Annotated in this window: 14 protein-coding genes; 5 read left to right on the top strand and 9 right to left on the bottom strand. The window is 36.6% G+C overall.

Annotated elements, in window-relative coordinates; genetic code table 11:
• Positions 1–256: 256 nt before the first annotated feature.
• Positions 257–895 (bottom strand): RNA ligase family protein, encoded by a 639-nt coding sequence (locus tag MHB44_RS22745; protein WP_341300996.1) that lies wholly within the window; start codon positions 893–895, stop codon positions 257–259.
• A 15-nt stretch (positions 896–910) separates the two neighbouring features.
• Positions 911–1867 (bottom strand): AAA family ATPase, encoded by a 957-nt coding sequence (locus tag MHB44_RS22750; protein WP_341300997.1) that lies wholly within the window; start codon positions 1865–1867, stop codon positions 911–913.
• Between the two features lie 794 nt (positions 1868–2661).
• On the opposite strand from MHB44_RS22750, the gene helD reads away from it, so the two are divergent.
• Positions 2662–4965 (top strand): RNA polymerase recycling motor HelD, encoded by a 2304-nt coding sequence (helD, locus tag MHB44_RS22755; protein WP_341300998.1) that lies wholly within the window; start codon positions 2662–2664, stop codon positions 4963–4965.
• 50 nt (positions 4966–5015) lie between these two features.
• Here helD and MHB44_RS22760 read toward each other — a convergent pair whose 3' ends face one another.
• The 5 genes from MHB44_RS22760 to MHB44_RS22780 form a co-directional block, all read right to left on the bottom strand.
• Positions 5016–5771 carry an amino acid ABC transporter ATP-binding protein gene (locus tag MHB44_RS22760; protein WP_341300999.1) on the bottom strand — a complete coding sequence of 252 codons (756 nt, stop codon included), beginning with the start codon at positions 5769–5771 and terminating at the stop codon, positions 5016–5018.
• 13 nt (positions 5772–5784) lie between these two features.
• A complete protein-coding gene (locus tag MHB44_RS22765; protein ID WP_341301000.1) occupies positions 5785–6486 on the bottom strand; it encodes an amino acid ABC transporter permease in 702 nt (233 codons plus the stop codon).
• A gap of 12 nt (positions 6487–6498) precedes the next feature.
• Entirely contained in the window at positions 6499–7206 is a 708-nt protein-coding gene (locus MHB44_RS22770; protein WP_341301001.1) for an amino acid ABC transporter permease, read from the bottom strand.
• Between the two features lie 84 nt (positions 7207–7290).
• Positions 7291–8160 carry a transporter substrate-binding domain-containing protein gene (locus tag MHB44_RS22775; protein ID WP_341301002.1) on the bottom strand — a complete coding sequence of 290 codons (870 nt, stop codon included), beginning with the start codon at positions 8158–8160 and terminating at the stop codon, positions 7291–7293.
• 64 nt (positions 8161–8224) lie between these two features.
• Positions 8225–9394, bottom strand: coding sequence for an acyl-CoA dehydrogenase family protein (locus MHB44_RS22780; RefSeq protein ID WP_341301003.1), 1170 nt, complete (start codon positions 9392–9394; stop codon positions 8225–8227).
• A 281-nt stretch (positions 9395–9675) separates the two neighbouring features.
• Between MHB44_RS22780 and MHB44_RS22785 the strand changes: the two genes are divergently transcribed.
• On the top strand, positions 9676–10401 hold the full coding sequence (locus MHB44_RS22785) for a hypothetical protein (RefSeq protein WP_341301004.1): 726 nt from the start codon (positions 9676–9678) through the stop codon (positions 10399–10401).
• 700 nt (positions 10402–11101) lie between these two features.
• The gene (locus tag MHB44_RS22790) at positions 11102–13051 is read left to right on the top strand and encodes a methyl-accepting chemotaxis protein (protein WP_341301005.1); all 1950 of its coding nucleotides are present in this window, start codon (positions 11102–11104) and stop codon (positions 13049–13051) included.
• A gap of 56 nt (positions 13052–13107) precedes the next feature.
• Here MHB44_RS22790 and MHB44_RS22795 read toward each other — a convergent pair whose 3' ends face one another.
• The gene (locus tag MHB44_RS22795) at positions 13108–13527 is read right to left on the bottom strand and encodes a VOC family protein (RefSeq protein ID WP_341301006.1); all 420 of its coding nucleotides are present in this window, start codon (positions 13525–13527) and stop codon (positions 13108–13110) included.
• Positions 13528–13752: 225 nt separating this feature from the next.
• Between MHB44_RS22795 and guaC the strand changes: the two genes are divergently transcribed.
• Positions 13753–14736, top strand: a complete 984-nt coding sequence (gene guaC, locus MHB44_RS22800) for a GMP reductase (protein WP_341301007.1) — start codon at positions 13753–13755, stop codon at positions 14734–14736.
• Positions 14737–14919: 183 nt separating this feature from the next.
• Positions 14920–16653, top strand: coding sequence for a cache domain-containing protein (locus tag MHB44_RS22805; protein WP_341301008.1), 1734 nt, complete (start codon positions 14920–14922; stop codon positions 16651–16653).
• A gap of 46 nt (positions 16654–16699) precedes the next feature.
• Here the strand turns inward: MHB44_RS22805 and MHB44_RS22810 are convergent, their stop codons facing one another.
• Positions 16700–16924 carry a phosphate-starvation-inducible protein PsiE gene (locus MHB44_RS22810; RefSeq protein WP_341301009.1) on the bottom strand — a complete coding sequence of 75 codons (225 nt, stop codon included), beginning with the start codon at positions 16922–16924 and terminating at the stop codon, positions 16700–16702.
• Positions 16925–17086 lie beyond the last annotated feature (162 nt).

Here is a 17086-nt window from a genome sequence, read left to right on the forward strand (position 1 = left end):
ACCTCCCATTCTTCATCTACTCTTTATCAAAAATAACAGTTGAAGGTTAAATTTAGGCTAAAAAAAATAAAAAATATCAAAACATTGATTGAACAATACTTTGACATTTGCGTATTCATAGGAGGATGACAGGAATCGAACCTGTAAGTCCCTTTTATATAGGACTATGCGACCTTTGCATTCTTCCTCATAATTTAAAATGGATGATTATTTTTGTTCAGTTTTACATTGTTCTCAGTCCCTTCTCGCTCACTTATTAGACGTTTAATTTATTTGGAATCATTTCTTCCTTTAGCCAATGCTCGCTTGTTTGAATATGTTGTGGTCTAACAAATTTCCCTAAGTTATATTGAAAATCATCATAATGAAAGGCTTCCACATTACGAATTACATAACCCTCTTGCTCACCATCGAATATCGATTTCCCTGTAAATATACGTTTAATTTTCACTTCATCAAAAAGACCTTTATATAAAACAGGAACCGTTTCAATGCCTAATTTAGTTGCATATGCTACTGTTTCATCCCAGCTTAAGCATATATTGTCTTCATTCCAAATACTAAATAAATAAAAATAGCTTGTTAATGCTTGATAGTAAATAGAATGCTTAGCATACACATTTTCACCACATAAGCGCCAACCATCTGGGATTCGATAAGCAAAGCTTGCATGGAATGTTTTCACCCAATTTCTCGAAGGGTGATTTGCTGAATGAATACTTCTTGCATGCATATAATCTTTGTAAAGCGTTGTGCCTTCCCCATCTAGCTTTTCAGTTACGACTACTTCCTTTCCAATAAAATGGTCGACATTTTTCATAACCTTATCATCATGTGTATAGCCCCTGCTCCATGGTAAATGAAAGCTCCGTGGATATTTAATATAATTGGTCATTTTCTCACTTCCTTGTTATTTTGCAAATTGGTCTGCCTCACGGAAAAAATAAAGCCTTGTCAATAAATCACCATCTAGTAAATGATAAATTTGGCTACTGCCTCTATCACCACCATACTGAATAAGCATATGAAACTGTACTAAATAAACAACCTTTAGCACAAAATCCTCCTTAAAGCCTAACTCCAATAAAAAATGGCAAACGATTTGTGCAGAAACATTTTCATGTCCAAAATAACCATATCGCTGTTGCAATGGTTTATATTTTTTACAAAATGGCTTGCCAATATCATGGAATAGTGCAGCAATTTGCAATGCTAGCTTATCGTTTTCCATATAGTATTCATTTATATAGGAGAAAACAAAATACGTATGCTGGCATAGTAAAAATTGATGGTACGGATTTTTTTGATGAAAGCGATAAATTTCTTTAAAACATGGGATAGCCTGTAACGCCTGAAAAAGCTCCTCATAAGTAGGCTGTCGCTGAATAAGCTCGATAAATTGCTGCATTGAAATACTATAAGGTTCTGCCTCATGCACAATATGTACCTGATCAAATCCTTCTCCTATTGTTGGAAACTCTAAATGTTTTCTCATTTTTTCCATAATCGCTAACGGTACTTGTCGCTTGCGTTGTTGATTTCTTGCAACACTTTTAGCATAAGGCGTGTCAAAGTAATAGCATTCCTTTTGGAGTGAGCTTGGTAGCTTATGCAATGCAAATATTCTTCGCTCTCGTTCGATATTGGTAGCATCTACAATAACAGAGTGACCCTTTGCCATATGCTCATGCAGTCGCTCATACAAAACACGGAAAACAACTCGCGATTTCTGTTTGGATGCATCACCAAATAACTCCTGACGTATCGTATCACTTGAAAGAATAAATGCATTTTCCTCCTTTGCTAGCTTTTGTACAAATGTACTTTTTCCGCTCCCAGGTAACCCTACTGTAAAAATAACCTTCATATTCTCACCTCCCTTCAAAGGTCTATATCGTTCTCACAAAGCAATCCTTTAGCTTTCGCTTGCAATACTGGACTATGGAAGCTATTAGCCATACAAAAGACAGGAGACATGAACTACCTTATTCCCCTGCCTGTATGGTCTACTTTCATCCATACAATTTATTAATTCATTCCCCGAGAAATAATATTGTAAATTCATCTTATCCCTACCTTTGCAACCAAATTATAAATACTATTTTTGAATATACAATGAACCTTCAATCAGTGGAGGATTCTTCTCATCTCCACTGATTGGTGATAAAAGAACACAAGTTAAAAACTTTACAGCCTGTTAATACGGGATTAAAAAGACTGCTCTAACTATACACCTATATTAGATATTTGTAATCAATCGAACACTCACTTCACCTGAACAAATACCCTTATATTCCCGCTTTAGGTAACCCTGACCTTAACACAAATTAGGTTAAAAGGTAAAATTATATATACGGTAATACACAAAATTGTTCAATTGAATGGGCATTTTAAAAACAATGGAGGTAGCAAGGGCTTTTGGGGATTCTTCAATAGTGGTTTATTATAACTTTGCTGAAATTAGGAATACTATTGGAGCATTCTTCATAATAAAAAAGGACTGCTCCAACTATTTATGGAACAGCCTCTATCATTCAATTCACTCTTACTTTGTACCTTTATTATAACATAAATTTACAAAAATTATTAGTCTATATTTCTTTCGTAACTAGCAGTATGATAAATTTCTTAAATGATTATGGAGAGGAATGTGAGGAGACGTTGGAAAATCAAAAGGACTGGCTAGAGGAAAAACATTATCTTGCACATTGTTTAACGATCATTGACCATAAAATAAAGGAACTCCTGCATAAAGAAAAGGGCTTTAAAGAAAATGCTGGCACGATTAGGAAAACCTTTTGGGATGATGTTCGTGTCAATTTAGATACTGCTGAAGATGTGGATGAAACATTTATGGCAATTAAACAACAAGTAGAGCTGTTATCAGATTCTGAACTTGCACAACAGCGCGCAATCCGAAATATGAAGGTGTATGAACGTTTACAGCAATCCCCCTATTTTGCGCGTATTGATTTTTTACAGGATGGTCAGCAAGAGCCCTTAAAGATTTATATTGGTGTTGCTACATTATTGGATCAACAGGATGAAAATATCGTCATTTATGACTGGCGAGCGCCTATATCCAGTATGTATTATGATCACACCCCTGGCGATGCTTACTATACAACAAGTATGGAAGAAATTCATGGCAAGATGCTACTAAAACGACAGTTTATTATTAAAAATGGCGAGCTTCAATCAATGTTTAATACTGGTCTTACAATTGGTGATGATTTATTGCTTGATATTCTTGCACAAAATGCCAATGAGCATATTCGCAGTATCGTTGCCACAATTCAGGCTGAGCAAAATAAAATTATTCGCCACCTTCGTTCACGCTATCTAATTGTAGAGGGTGTTGCAGGTAGTGGTAAAACGGCTGTTGCCCTTCAACGAGTTGCCTATTTATTGTATCGTTATCGTCATGATATAACAGCTGATCAAATTCTACTGATCACACCTAACCAGCTATTTAATCAATATGTCCATACCGTTTTACCTGATTTGGGTGAGGATAATATGCAGCAGCTAACGTTTACAGAGTATATCGAAAAGCGTTTAGGCCGCCAGTTTCAGTTGGAATATCCTTATGAGCAGCTTGAACAGCTTTTAACGGAAAAGGATAGTACCTTTTATGAAATGAAGCTGAATAGTATTACTTTCAAAGCAAGCCTTGCTTACAAGCAATTAATGGATGAATATATCAGCTATTTGTCTAACAAAGGTTTATTATTTAAAAATATTGTTTTTCGTGGAGAACGAATTATTACGGCACAGGAAATTGCTGAATACTTTTATTCATTTCCTTCCTCTCTTTCCATACCAGATCGTCTACAGCTCGTAAAGAAATGGCTATTGCAAAGACTCACAAAATTTGAAAAGACGGAATGGACAAAGGAATGGGTAGAGGAGGCCATGGATTTATTAGATACGGAGGCTTACACTAAATCTTATAGCGAACTATTATACGAAGGGCATTTTACAGAAAATTCCTTCGATGACTTTGATCAAGAACAAAAGAAATTAGCCAAGCAAATTGTTAAAAAGCAGTTAAAGCCACTACGCAACTCCATTAAACACTTAAAATTTGTGCATATATTAGGCATTTATCGTCAGCTCTTTGATTTGAATAATACTGTTTATCAAAAATTACAGCATCTTGTACCAGATCATTGGGAGGATATTTGTCAGCAAACGCTTCCCTATTTAGCCAAACGTACGATTACTTATGAAGATGCTACACCATTTTTATATTTACAGGACAAAATTGAAGGACAGCAAACCAATACAATGATTCATCATGTTTTGATTGATGAAGCACAAGACTATTCACCATTTCAATTCATATTATTACAACAACTATTTCCCAAGGCGCACATGACCATTTTAGGTGACGGGCATCAAACCATTCATCCCCATACTTTTGATAATCCTTCTCTGCTTAATTCCCAATTATATGGCGAGCAGGCAGAAAAAATGATTTTAACGAAAAGCTATCGTTCGACAAAGCAAATTATTCAGCTTACAGCTAAAATTTTAAATAATGGCAGCAAGGTAGAGGCATTAAATCGAAATGGGCCCGAGCCTTCAATTACAATTGTGCCAAATGAAGTAGAATTAACGGCACAAATTATTCAAAACATTCATGACCTATCACATAAATTCGACACGATCGCGGTTATTTGTAAAACTGCCGCTGAATGTGCCGCTGCCTATAAGCAATTAAATCGTCAAGTAGATATTCAGCTCATTACCCATAATACAAAGCAATTTAAAAAGGGTATTTTACTGCTACCAGCTTATATGGCAAAAGGAATCGAGTTTGATGCTGTGATTATCTATAATGCCTCTGCTGCTACTTATTCAAGGGAAACGGAGCGTTATTATTTTTATACAGCCTGCACACGAGCTATGCATGAGCTGTATATTTATTCTATCAATAAATTAACACCTTTCCTGCAATAACACTAAAAATCCACCTCGCTATCGTGCTGAGAGTGGATTTTTGCTGTTTATTAAATATAGAATGTATAATCCTCTGGAATGACGCGCTTTAAAAACTTTCTTGTACGCTCCTCTTTTGGGTTTACAAAAATATCATGGGGATTGCCTTCCTCAACGACAACACCGCCATCCATAAAAATAACACGATTGGCAACATCTTTGGCAAAGCTCATTTCATGTGTGACCACAAGCATCGTTGTACCCTCTGCTGCAATATTTTTCATAACCTGCAAAACCTCACCTACTAGCTCAGGGTCAAGCGCAGACGTTGGCTCATCAAATAAAATAATATCAGGATTTAATGCGACAGCACGTGCAATTCCTACTCGCTGCTGCTGACCGCCAGATAGCTGACTTGGATAGGCATCATATTTTTCAGATAATCCTACTTTATCAAGCGCCTTTTTCCCAATGTCAATTGCCTCTACTTTTGGCACTTTACGTCCAATAATCAGTCCCTCCGTCACATTCTCCAATGCTGTTTTATTGGTAAAAAGATTATAGTTTTGGAAGACAAATGCGACACGCTGACGAATGGCATGTATATCCTTTTTCTTAATATGTTGAAAATCAACTTCAATATCGCCAAATGTCGCATGTCCTTGATCAGCCTTCTCTAAAAAATTAATACAGCGCAATAATGTTGTTTTCCCTGAGCCACTAGGACCTAAAATAACAACAACATCCCCTTTATCAATCACTAAATCGACACCTTTTAAAATTTCATTAGCCCCAAATGATTTATGGATATTTTTAATTTCTAACATGCTTATTCACCTCTTAGACATTCGCCGCTTTGTATTTGCTTAAATATTTTTCATAACGCTTAAATAAGTATTCGACCGTACTACATAAAATTAAATATACAATAAAGATATCCAAATAAGCCTCTACATAATTGTAGCCTACATTAGCGGCTACCTTTGCCTTCAAGGTAATCTCAGGTAAAGACATGGCATAACCTAGAGAGGTTGCTTTAATCAAATTAACCGTAGCTGTACAAATATTTGGCAGTGCAACGACCAAAGCCTGGGGAATAATAACACGACGATATGCTTGGAACGTCGTCAACCCTACAGAATATGCCGCCTCTAACTGCCCCTTTTCAACTGTACTTAATGCAGAACGGAAAACCTCGATTAATATCGCTGTTGAGCTAAATGCAAAAACGATAAAGGCATACCAAATGGGATTGATTTTATAAATATCATAGGCAATATTATATTTTTCAAAAATCATTTTTAATATTAATGGGATACTGCTATAGATAATAAAGATTTGGATAATAATCGGTGTTCCTCGTACAAAGGACACATAAATTTTTGCTAGATGATGGATAACAGGTATTTTATTAATTCGTGTTAATGCCAGCAAAAAGCCAAGTGGTAGTGCAATTAACAAAGCAACAACTGTTACAAGAAGCGCAACTGGCACACCTGATAATGCTACAAAAAATGTTTCAAATAAAAATTGCCAATTCATCGTTACGCCTCCTTAGGATGTTTCTAATGTCTTTTTACCCTTACCAAATATTTTTTCTAATGCCGTAAATATTTTCTCGATAATAATGGATAGCACCCAATAAACAACGGCTAAGGCGATATAGACCTCTAACGCATGGGCATTAATATTACTTGCAATAATTAAATTTGCCTTACCAACAATATCAATTAAGCCAATTGTATAAGCTAAAGCACCCTCCTGTAATAAAGCAATCATGCCATTGCCAAAGTTCGGCAATGCAACGACAAGTGCCTGCGGAAAAATAATTCGTCGATAAGCTTGGAATGGTGTTAGTCCTACACTAACAGCCGCTTCAAATTGTCCTTTTGGAATAGCTAAATAAGCTGAACGAATCACCTCTGACATAATTGCTGCAAATTGTAGTGTAAATGTTATCACTACAAAAATAGCTGTTTCAATTGAATGTAGATTCATGCCAAAATTCTGAGCTAATGCTGGCACACCATAATAGATCAGAAATAATAATACAATGGATGGTGTACAGCGCATAATTGTTGTATATAAATTTGCTAATTTCTGAAGTAGCTTGATAGAAGATAGCTTAGCAGCGGCTAGCAATACGCCAAATACTACACCTAAAATAATCGCAGACCCTGCCACTAAAAACGTAATCTTTAAAAACGGCAATAACACTGGAATCGAATTCCAAATATACGATGCGTCAAAGTATTTATCCATTACCTCACCAACTTTACTTTTATGAATAGAGACTGCTGAGTGATTACTGACCCAGCAGTCTCTTAAACATTCTTTAAGGATTGACTAACGATTAACGTTCTCTAACACTTCAAATAGATCACGACCATAAAACTCTGTACTAATGTCATTTGTTTTCTTTTGTTCTTTAATTTGAGCAATAGCTTTATCGTAGGCATCAGCAAACTTTTGTTCCTTTTTATTGAACAGCGGCCATGTTTTGATAACAGCAAACTCATTATAAACAACATCATCTTTTAAGTTATGGTAAGGGCCATCCTCTGCAAGGACTTGCTGTTTAAATGGACCTTCAATCATAACACCGCCATCAACACGACCTTCATTCACCCACTGCACAACATCGACCGTAAATGCATCACCAGCTTCTAGCTTTACTTTATTATCTGGATTCGTTTTATTGTACTCATCAATAATTGTATATTGTGCATTATTAGCTGCAATCGGAGCTAGTGAATAACCCTTTGTCGCAAAGTCCGCTAATGTTTTCACATCCTCATCCTCTTTGCGCAATACAAGACCCGCACTACTTAGCCCTATAAACTCCTGCGGGTAAATAAATTTCTCTTTACGCTCCTCGGTAAAGAATGCATTTTTGACACCTACCTGATATTTACCTTGCTCTACCCCAATTAATAAATCATCACTTGTTGTCCCCACATATTCGAACTCATACTCTGGTAGTAATTCATCCACAAGCTTCATTACCTCCACGTCATAGCCTGTTGGGTTGCCATTATCATCAATATAACTAATCGGCTTTGTTGCCTGATCAAATGCCACCTTAACTGTACGAACCTTATCGCCATTACCTGAATCCTTATCAGAGGCTTCATTTGAATTACAGCCTGTTAAAAGTGCAATGGCAGCTAACCCCACCGCAGCAAATTGAAAAATTTTATTTTTTTGTTTTAACATAATCATCGTTCTCCTTCATATCCCATGTATTTTCACTGGCAATAAGCCATTTAGCTTTAAGCTATTATTTTTGTTCATCTAACTTTTGCTGCTCAAGCACAGCCGTTGCTAATTTGATAATTGTCATATCATCCATTGGTGGATTATGAAGGCCAGCCCGCACATTGCGATAATAGCGTTGCAATGGATTGGACAGTTGCAAGCTTTTTGCCCCCACAACACGCATAGCCTTATCAACGATATCAATAGCTATATTTGTAACGGTATGTTTAGCAACGGCCATTTCATTTGTTAACAATGCCCGTCTTACTGGGTCATCATAAGCATCAGCTACTCCATATAGCACAAATCGAGCCTGATCTAGCTTTAACTCAATATCACCCAAAAGCTGCTGTACATTTGGTAATGTGCCAATAGGTGCGTTTAAGCTATTTGGCTGGTAATGGTTTGCAAAATGTAGCGCATAGTCCCGAGCTGCCTGTGCAATACCTAAATAGGTTGCTGGAATATGTAGTAACCAACCATTTATTTTACCGCCACTAGGATGATTGGGTAGTTCTACTAAATGTTCTTTTGCAACAATAACATTCTGTAATACAAGATCATGACTACTTGTGCCACGCATGGCAGACATTTCCCAGTTTTCTTCGATAGATACTCCTTGTGAATCTTTATGGATAAGGAAAAAACCTATTTGTTGTTGTTCTTCAATCCAGGCAGACGTAAGGAAATAATCCAGCACTGGAGATGCTGTTGTAAAAATTTTGCGTCCATTTAAGCGCCAGCCATCCTTAGTGGAAACTGCATTTGTTCCTGGTCGACCTCCACGTGTCGGACTTCCCGTTGCCGCTTCACTAACAGCTCTATTGATAATGGCTCCCTTTTTTATTTCTTGAGCAAATGCTGTTAATAGCTCCTCTGCCCATAGCTTTTTCTCATATATTTCACCAACAACCCCTAGCGTCCAGCCAAGTGAAAGGGAGGCATTCTCGTCGTAGCTTGCTAGCGTTTCTTGCACAAGCACCATCTCATAGACTGATAATCCTTCTCCACCATATTCCTTTGGTAAAGTGAACTGTGGGTAGCCAATTTGTAGAAGTAATTGATGCGCTTTAAACGGAAAACGAGATTGCTCATCTACTTCAGCGGCTTCTGCTTTAATGGGCTCTGCAATAGCCGCTATCTGCTCTAACAAAAATCGTTGTCGCTCTGTTTTTATAAATAAATTTTTCAAATAAATCTCCTTCTTCCTTATGTCTCATTGATGCCTTAATAAATTTTATATCTAATGAATATAAAACCTATAAATTTACTATGATTTAAGCGAAAAAAAATCCCTATTAGTTATGATTATCTACACTGAATTTTCTGATTCGTTGAGATTTATAATACGATTTACCTCAAAAATTGTCAATGGGTTAATTTCAACTTTTTTTATTAGTTTAATAAGCTTTAAATCTTATGCACACAGTTTTATTTTTAACATATGCTAGCACTAAGGAAAGAGGTGCATCTATGACCAATCATATACACCCATCACATTCTTCTCCACAGGTGATTCAAACAAAATTTGGAGATATTAATGGTGATGGCTTTTTTGAGACTATTTTTTTAATGGGGACAAAACAGCCTGATAGTCCTTTATGGCAAAACCTCACATTAGTTATTTTTTATGGGCAAACACAACAAATGGAACAAATCCCATTAAAGCAGGGCCTTGGCTATAATCCAACTATTTTTTTAGGTGATTTTACGGGCAATCATATTGAAGATATTATGGCTATTTCTGATACAGGGGGTAGCGGGGGTATTATTAATGGGGAAATATTTTCTTCCGTAAGCAATCAAGTACGTTCTATTTTTGACGCAGAGTCTTTTAGTAATAAGCTTCAATATACTGTCAATTATGCAGACAACTACAAAGCTATTGTTCAAAGCAGAAATCCTGCCAAAAAATACACAATTGACTTACAATATAAAGGTGCTGAGTATTTAGCAGAAATTTATAATCCAGATGGTACATTAAAACAGCCTATTGAGGGCTGGGTAGACCCTATTAGTGGGCTATACCCTGTAGATTATAATCGAGATGGCGTATATGAAATTTTAGCATATCAGGCCATTGCAGGTAGGTATCATGCAGATGGCCTTGGCTATGTAGAAAATATTTTAACATGGAACGGTCATGAATTTATTGTAGAGCGCCAAACTGTTGGGATATTTGGAGAGGATTTATCATAAAAGACAAAATCTGCTCCCCCTTTTAGACAAAGGTTGAGCAGATTCTACTAAGCTTTTATTTTTCAATCAAGGCAAAGTAGTTATGTTCAGGAGCCACCAAGTTAAAAACTCTTCCCATTGGCATCATCACTAATCGCCCACTTTAATCCCCTTCTGCTAAAAATTTTGCTACATCCCCTCACATTGTTCAGCATAAAACATAAATAGAAGGCGTAGCTAAATTTAGCTCTGGCTGCATTTTGACAATAAGCTCTTTATTGTGCCATACAATGAAGAATTATATCACAAAAATTTACGAACAGAAAAATGGTACTGTTAATAGCAAAGGTTAGCACTTACTATTGTGAAATATATAAATCGTTGTAGATAGTAAGACCTCTATCAACTTTGCGTTTATTCATAGCATGAACGCAAAGTTTTTAGTTATTACATTCAAGGCTCCCAGAGAAATTTTATGCAGAAAAGCTTCAATATAAGGTGTTTTATTATAAAAATATAGTAGTGTGAATTTTATTTCCACATTTTTTGGAAGATTATGTTGATTAATAGTCATTTTACTCTTAGAATCAGATTAAAACCTTTGAATTACTAGCAAATCCAATCGATATTAGTGTGGTTTTCTTATACACAACCCCGTTTATTTTATCACCCGAGTTGTTCAATAAATACATAGATACTATCAAGGGAGGGTTACATATTTATGAAACGAATCAGTTTAAGAAAGAAGCTTATCTTTGCCTTTTTAATAATACTTCTTGTTCCTACCATTTTAATTGGCGTGATTTCCTTTCAAAGTACCAAGAGTCAAATTTTGGCGGAGCAACAAGCGAGCGCAACTGAAAGTGTCAATATGCTGAATACCAATATTACAAGCATGATTGCCCCAAAGGTACATGATATTGAGTATTTTGCCAAAAAATTAAATGGATCTTATTTGCAGGATGATAGAAGAGCTGAACTGAAAAGCCTATTTCAGGAATATATCAATACCCATCCAGAAGTAGAATTGCTGTATATAGGTACTGCTGACGGTAGAATTATCGATGAACCTGTTCACGATTATCCAAGTGATTATGACCCACGTGTTCGCTCTTGGTATACGGAAGCCTTTGATAATAAAGGACAAGTTTCGATTACATCTCCGTATGTAGCAAAATCTACAAATAATATTGTTGTTACGGTTATGCAAACCCTCCCTGATGAATCAGGTGTCATTGCCTTAGACTTAAATATCTCTGTTTTAAGCGCACTGACAGACGAAACACGCATAGGTAAAACGGGCTTTGCCTCTATTCTTGATAACCATAAGCTCTATATTGTAGAAAAGGATAAAGAAAGTGGCTCTGAAGCTACCGAAAGCTACATTGATAAGATTTATGCACAAGATGCGGGTACTGTCATGGAAAATAAGCGTCATTTACAATTTGCTACAAATGAGCTAACAGGCTGGAAGGTTGTTGGCACAATGTTTACTGTAGAGGCTACAAATGCCGCTATCTCTACCCTTCGCATTAACTTAATCATTATCACCGTTTCTATTATTGCAGGTATTATCTTTATGCTCTATATGATTAAATCAATTGTTCACCCAATTAAAAGTTTACAGCAAAGTGCATTGAAAATTAGTGAGGGTGATTTAACAGAATTTATTGATATTCATACAAAAGACGAAATTGGGCAGCTCGGTGAGGCTTTTGTTGCCATGAAAGTGAACTTGAAAAGGCTTATTCGCAATGTTGACCAAAGCTCACAACATGTTCAAACAGCTGCACAAGGGCTGTCAGCCAATGCCGAACAAAATATTGCTGCATCTGAACAGGTAACAGAGGCTATGCAGCAGGTAGCCATCAGCACCGAGAAACAAACAACGGGTATCGATCAAAATGCTATTTCCGTTGAAGAAATTGCTAAGGGAGTTGTAGAGGTAGCAGATAGCGCTCTGCAAGTTTCAGATCTGTCCAGTCAGGCTATTCAATTAGCGGAAGAAGGTGGACAATCTGTTGAGCAAACCGTTAATCAGATGGTCTCCATTCATGACTCTGTTACACAATCAGATGCAATGATTAAATCACTGTTTGATCGTACCAAAGAAATAGGCTCTATTATTGAAATTATTAGTGCCATTTCAGATCAGACCAATCTGCTAGCTCTAAATGCTGCAATTGAAGCGGCACGAGCAGGTGAGCATGGCAAAGGCTTTGCTGTTGTAGCAGATGAAGTACGTAAATTAGCGGAGCAATCCCATCAATCCGCAGAGCAGATTTCAGTCCTTATTTCAGGAATTCATCAGGATACAGCTAAATCTGTACAAACGATGACAAAGGCTTCAACAGATGTGCAGAAAGGCTTACAATTATCAGAGGATACAAAGGAGAAATTTGCAAGTATTGTCAATAGCCTACGAGAGATGGCACCTAAAATGGAGGATATCTCAGCTTCATCTCAAGAAATATCCGCAGTTGTCGAAGAAGTCTCTGCAACAGCTATCGAATTATCCGATCATGCTAAACTAAATGCTGCTGCATCTGAGGAAGTAGCCGCTTCAACAGAGCAAACCCTGTCTTCTATGCAGGAAATTGCTTCATCTGCCAAAACATTACTTGATATGGCAGATGAACTACAAGGCTATGTAGATCGCTTTCACTATTAAATAAGCAAGGCTGTAGAGAATTTCCCCATTCCCTACAGCCTTTTTTCTATTATTAATTATTTATTTTCCTCATGACTAAATTGCCATTCTATACCAAATTTATCCACTAATGAGCCGTAACATTTACTCCAGAATGTTTCTTGTAGCTCCATTTTTACTTCGCTATCATCTTTCAGCTTGTCAAATGCTTGTCGCATCTGCTCCTCATTATCAGAAACAATAGCTAATGTAATATTGTTCCCTACTGTAAAAGGTGAGCCTGGAAATGTATCTGAGAACATGACCCTACTACCAAAAATGGAAAGTCGTGTATGCATCACAAGGTCTTTCGCTTCCTCTGGTAATGGATAATCAGGACTTTGAGGCGACTCTCCAAATGTCATAATTTCAGCCTTCTCTGTGTTAAAAACATCCTCATAAAATGCTACAGCCTCTCGACAATTACCATTAAAAATTAAATAAACATCTACTGCCATTTCCAACACTCCCTTGCTATATTTTAAAGCCTCTTTATTGTACATGGTTGACAACTCACCACACAAATTATAAGCAAAAATCTCCTTATTTTTAGCTTCCCCTGTAAAAATTTTATATTATTTTAGCAAATGCTTTGACATTTACTCAAAAATCATGTAAATTACCAAATGACGAACGATTTAAATTAATTATTAAAAAATATTCGTATTTTAGGAGTGTATATAATGGATAATGTATTTGACTACGAGGATATTCAACTAATTCCTGCAAAATGTATTGTAGAAAGCCGCTCAGAATGTGATACTTCTGTTACTTTAGGAGGTCATAAATTCAAGCTTCCTGTAGTACCTGCAAATATGCAAACCATCATTGATGAAAATCTTGCTACGAAGTTAGCTGAAAACGGTTACTTTTATATTATGCATCGCTTCCAGCCAGAAACACGTATAGGCTTTATTCGAGATATGCAGAGCCGTGGCTTTATCGCCTCAATTAGTGTCGGTGTAAAAGAAGAAGAATATGCATTTATTGAAGAATTAGCAGCCACTCATTTAGTACCTGAATTTATTACAATCGATATTGCACATGGTCATTCAAATGCTGTGATTCGTATGATTCAACATATCAAAAAGTATTTACCAAACAGCTTTGTCATTGCTGGTAACGTAGGGACGCCTGAAGCGGTTCGCGAGCTTGAAAATGCTGGTGCAGATGCAACAAAGGTCGGGATAGGACCAGGTAAAGTATGTATTACTAAAATCAAGACAGGCTTCGGTACAGGCGGCTGGCAACTAGCAGCATTACGCTGGTGTGCAAAGGCTGCTACAAAGCCTATTATTGCTGACGGTGGTATTCGTACACATGGAGATATTGCTAAATCTGTACGTTTTGGCGCATCCATGGTGATGATCGGTTCCTTATTTGCAGGTCATGAAGAATCACCTGGTGAAACAATTGAAATCGATGGTAAAGTTGTAAAAGAATACTTTGGCTCTGCCTCTGAATTCCAAAAAGGTGAACGTAAAAATGTCGAAGGCAAGAAAATGTATGTGGAACATAAAGGTCGCATTCAAGATACATTAATCGAAATGCAACAAGACTTACAATCATCTATTTCTTATGCAGGTGGTACAAAGCTAGAGGCTATTCGAAATGTTGATTATGTTATTGTGAAAAACTCTATCTTCAATGGAGATAAAGTGTACTAATAATTTATAACCCCAGCTAAGAGCATAACTACTCCTAGCTGGGGTTTTATAACTCTATAAACATTATGATTATAATGCATTTTAAAATCACTTATTATATTATCAGAATTTTCTATTTTATTGGAAATATATATATTATAATAGAACTATAATGCATGTAATAGAGGAACGGAGGTTTTATCTATGATTAAATCAGTGCGTATTAAGCTTGTTAGCCTTGCGATTATTGTTATTTTAATAGCAACCGTACTAGTTGGCACAGTGAATTATTTTATCGCAAAAGGCGAAATGGACGAGGTAGGTCGACAAAGTCTTAAAAACGGCACACTCAGTATACTTGAATCGATTGGACAGCTCGATAGTCAGGTTCAAGAGGGAGTTATGACATTAGCAGAGGCTCAGGAAAGGGCCAGAACACAGATTGTTGGTAAAAAAATTGAAGATAATAAACGCTCCATTGATAATCCCGTAAAGTATGGTGAAAACTTCTATTTCTATGTTTTTAAAGAGGATGGTATAGTAGAATCCCATCCAACACTAGACGGGCAAAATATTTCTGATTTGCAAACAGAGGATGGGCGCTATTTTGTACGGGAAATGATCGAAGAAGCAAAGGCTGGTGGTGGCTATGTTCGCTATGATTGGGCACTCCCTTCAAATCCTGACATAGTAGCCCCGAAAATTACGTATGTGGAGATGGATGAGCATTGGGGCTGGATTATCGCCGCTGGTACATATGAAATGGACTTTAATGCGGGCACTAAAAAAGTTTTATATTACACACTTGGTATGACACTTCTTGCGACAACAATTGGTATGGCACTTTTTTGGTTCTTCTCAGGTCGTATGACAGCTTATATTCGTAAAATTATGGTAATGACATCGGATATTGCACAAGGTAAGCTAACAGGCGAGAATATTCCTGTTACAACACAAGATGAACTAGGAATACTGGCTAATAACGTCAATAATATGAAACAAAGCTTGCATGAAATGGTCAATAATACAAAGAGTAGTGCCGCTCAAATGAGAGTCTCCTCAGAGGTACTAAGCGCTATTACAGAGGAAACAACAGCTTCTGCTGAAGAAATCCACCAAGCCATCAATGATATTTCACAGGGAGCCGTCATCCAAGCAGAAGAAGCTGAAATGGCTATTAGTAAAGTTGAAACTCTATCAGTACTTATTTCCAATGCAACTGACAAATATAGCGAGATCACTAAAAGCATGAATATTATCAATCAATCACAAGAAAATGGTCGACAAAAGGTTGATATCTTACTACAAAATTCAACTGAATATACGCAAGTGATCGAGGAGTTACGCGCAAACTTTTCAAGCTTAACAAATCAAATGAAGGAGATTCATCAAGTTGTCCAAACAATTTCATCTATTTCTGAGCAAACCAATTTATTGGCATTAAATGCAAGTATAGAAGCTGCACGTGCAGGTGAGCATGGCAAAGGCTTTGCTGTCGTTGCAGAGGAAGTACGCCACCTGTCTGAGAATACAAATGAAGCTACTAATCGTGTCAGAAATTTATTGCAACGTATTGAGGTCGATACTGCTAGTTCGGATGAAAAAATGATCCACACACTTCAGCTTTCAGAACATCAGGCACTGTCAATTACTGAAGTAAAAGGAGCCTTTACATTTTTAGCTGATTCCATTCAGGATATTGCAGTACATCTTGTTTCGCTTGATAAAGGGATGAATGAAATGGACGAAAACCGTGTAGTAGTGATCAATGCTATTAATGAAATAGCTAGTGTTGCTACACAATCCGCTGCGGCAACTGAACAAATTAATGCATCTATTGACGAGCAAAAATCGGCTATAACATCCATCATGCACTCCTCCACAGAGCTTCATACAGAGGCAGAACAGATGCATGACTTAGTAGAACGCTTTACATGACATAAAAAAAGAATGCTACGAATTAGCTGTAGCATTCTTTTTATTATTATAGTTTGTTAATGAGTGCGTAAAGTGTTTCCTTTAATTCTGCATCATGTTCAGAAAGACCTACAAGGTTTCCTAGACGTTCACGTAATACAGGGCGCTCAATTACCAGCTTTTCATCAAGCACTTGTACAAGTAGTTCAATAATAAGTCGATCACGGACATTTAATGCTTCTTCTAAGCGTTCTGGTGTAATTTTCGCATCAGATTTTTCAGATTTTGCCATTTTAAAAACCCCTTTTAAATTTTATATTCATGCATATCTATTTTAGCATACCAGTAAATTATTTTGAAAATTTTCTTTTATCAATTCCGCATTAGTGTAACTGCCTCTGGGCTTTTCTTTTGATTTTCGTAGGCATTTTGAAGAGAACAAAAATATGCACTC

The sequence above is a fragment of the Lysinibacillus sp. FSL H8-0500 genome, assembly GCF_038051955.1.
GTDB classification, from domain to species: Bacteria; Bacillota; Bacilli; order Bacillales_A; family Planococcaceae; genus Lysinibacillus; species Lysinibacillus macroides.

Excerpts from the sequence above, each read along its gene's own strand:
- MHB44_RS22745 (WP_341300996.1), bottom strand. The coding sequence starts at position 895 with ATGACCAATTATATTAAATATCCACGGAGCTTTCATTTACCATGGAGC.
- MHB44_RS22750 (WP_341300997.1), bottom strand. The coding sequence starts at position 1,867 with ATGAAGGTTATTTTTACAGTAGGGTTACCTGGGAGCGGAAAAAGTACA.
- MHB44_RS22760 (WP_341300999.1), bottom strand. The coding sequence starts at position 5,771 with ATGTTAGAAATTAAAAATATCCATAAATCATTTGGGGCTAATGAAATT.
- MHB44_RS22765 (WP_341301000.1), bottom strand. The coding sequence starts at position 6,486 with ATGAATTGGCAATTTTTATTTGAAACATTTTTTGTAGCATTATCAGGT.
- MHB44_RS22770 (WP_341301001.1), bottom strand. The coding sequence starts at position 7,206 with ATGGATAAATACTTTGACGCATCGTATATTTGGAATTCGATTCCAGTG.
- MHB44_RS22775 (WP_341301002.1), bottom strand. The coding sequence starts at position 8,160 with ATGTTAAAACAAAAAAATAAAATTTTTCAATTTGCTGCGGTGGGGTTA.
- MHB44_RS22785 (WP_341301004.1), top strand. The coding sequence starts at position 9,676 with ATGACCAATCATATACACCCATCACATTCTTCTCCACAGGTGATTCAA.
- MHB44_RS22790 (WP_341301005.1), top strand. The coding sequence starts at position 11,102 with ATGAAACGAATCAGTTTAAGAAAGAAGCTTATCTTTGCCTTTTTAATA.
- MHB44_RS22795 (WP_341301006.1), bottom strand. The coding sequence starts at position 13,527 with ATGGCAGTAGATGTTTATTTAATTTTTAATGGTAATTGTCGAGAGGCT.
- guaC (WP_341301007.1), top strand. The coding sequence starts at position 13,753 with ATGGATAATGTATTTGACTACGAGGATATTCAACTAATTCCTGCAAAA.
- MHB44_RS22805 (WP_341301008.1), top strand. The coding sequence starts at position 14,920 with ATGATTAAATCAGTGCGTATTAAGCTTGTTAGCCTTGCGATTATTGTT.
- MHB44_RS22810 (WP_341301009.1), bottom strand. The coding sequence starts at position 16,924 with ATGGCAAAATCTGAAAAATCTGATGCGAAAATTACACCAGAACGCTTA.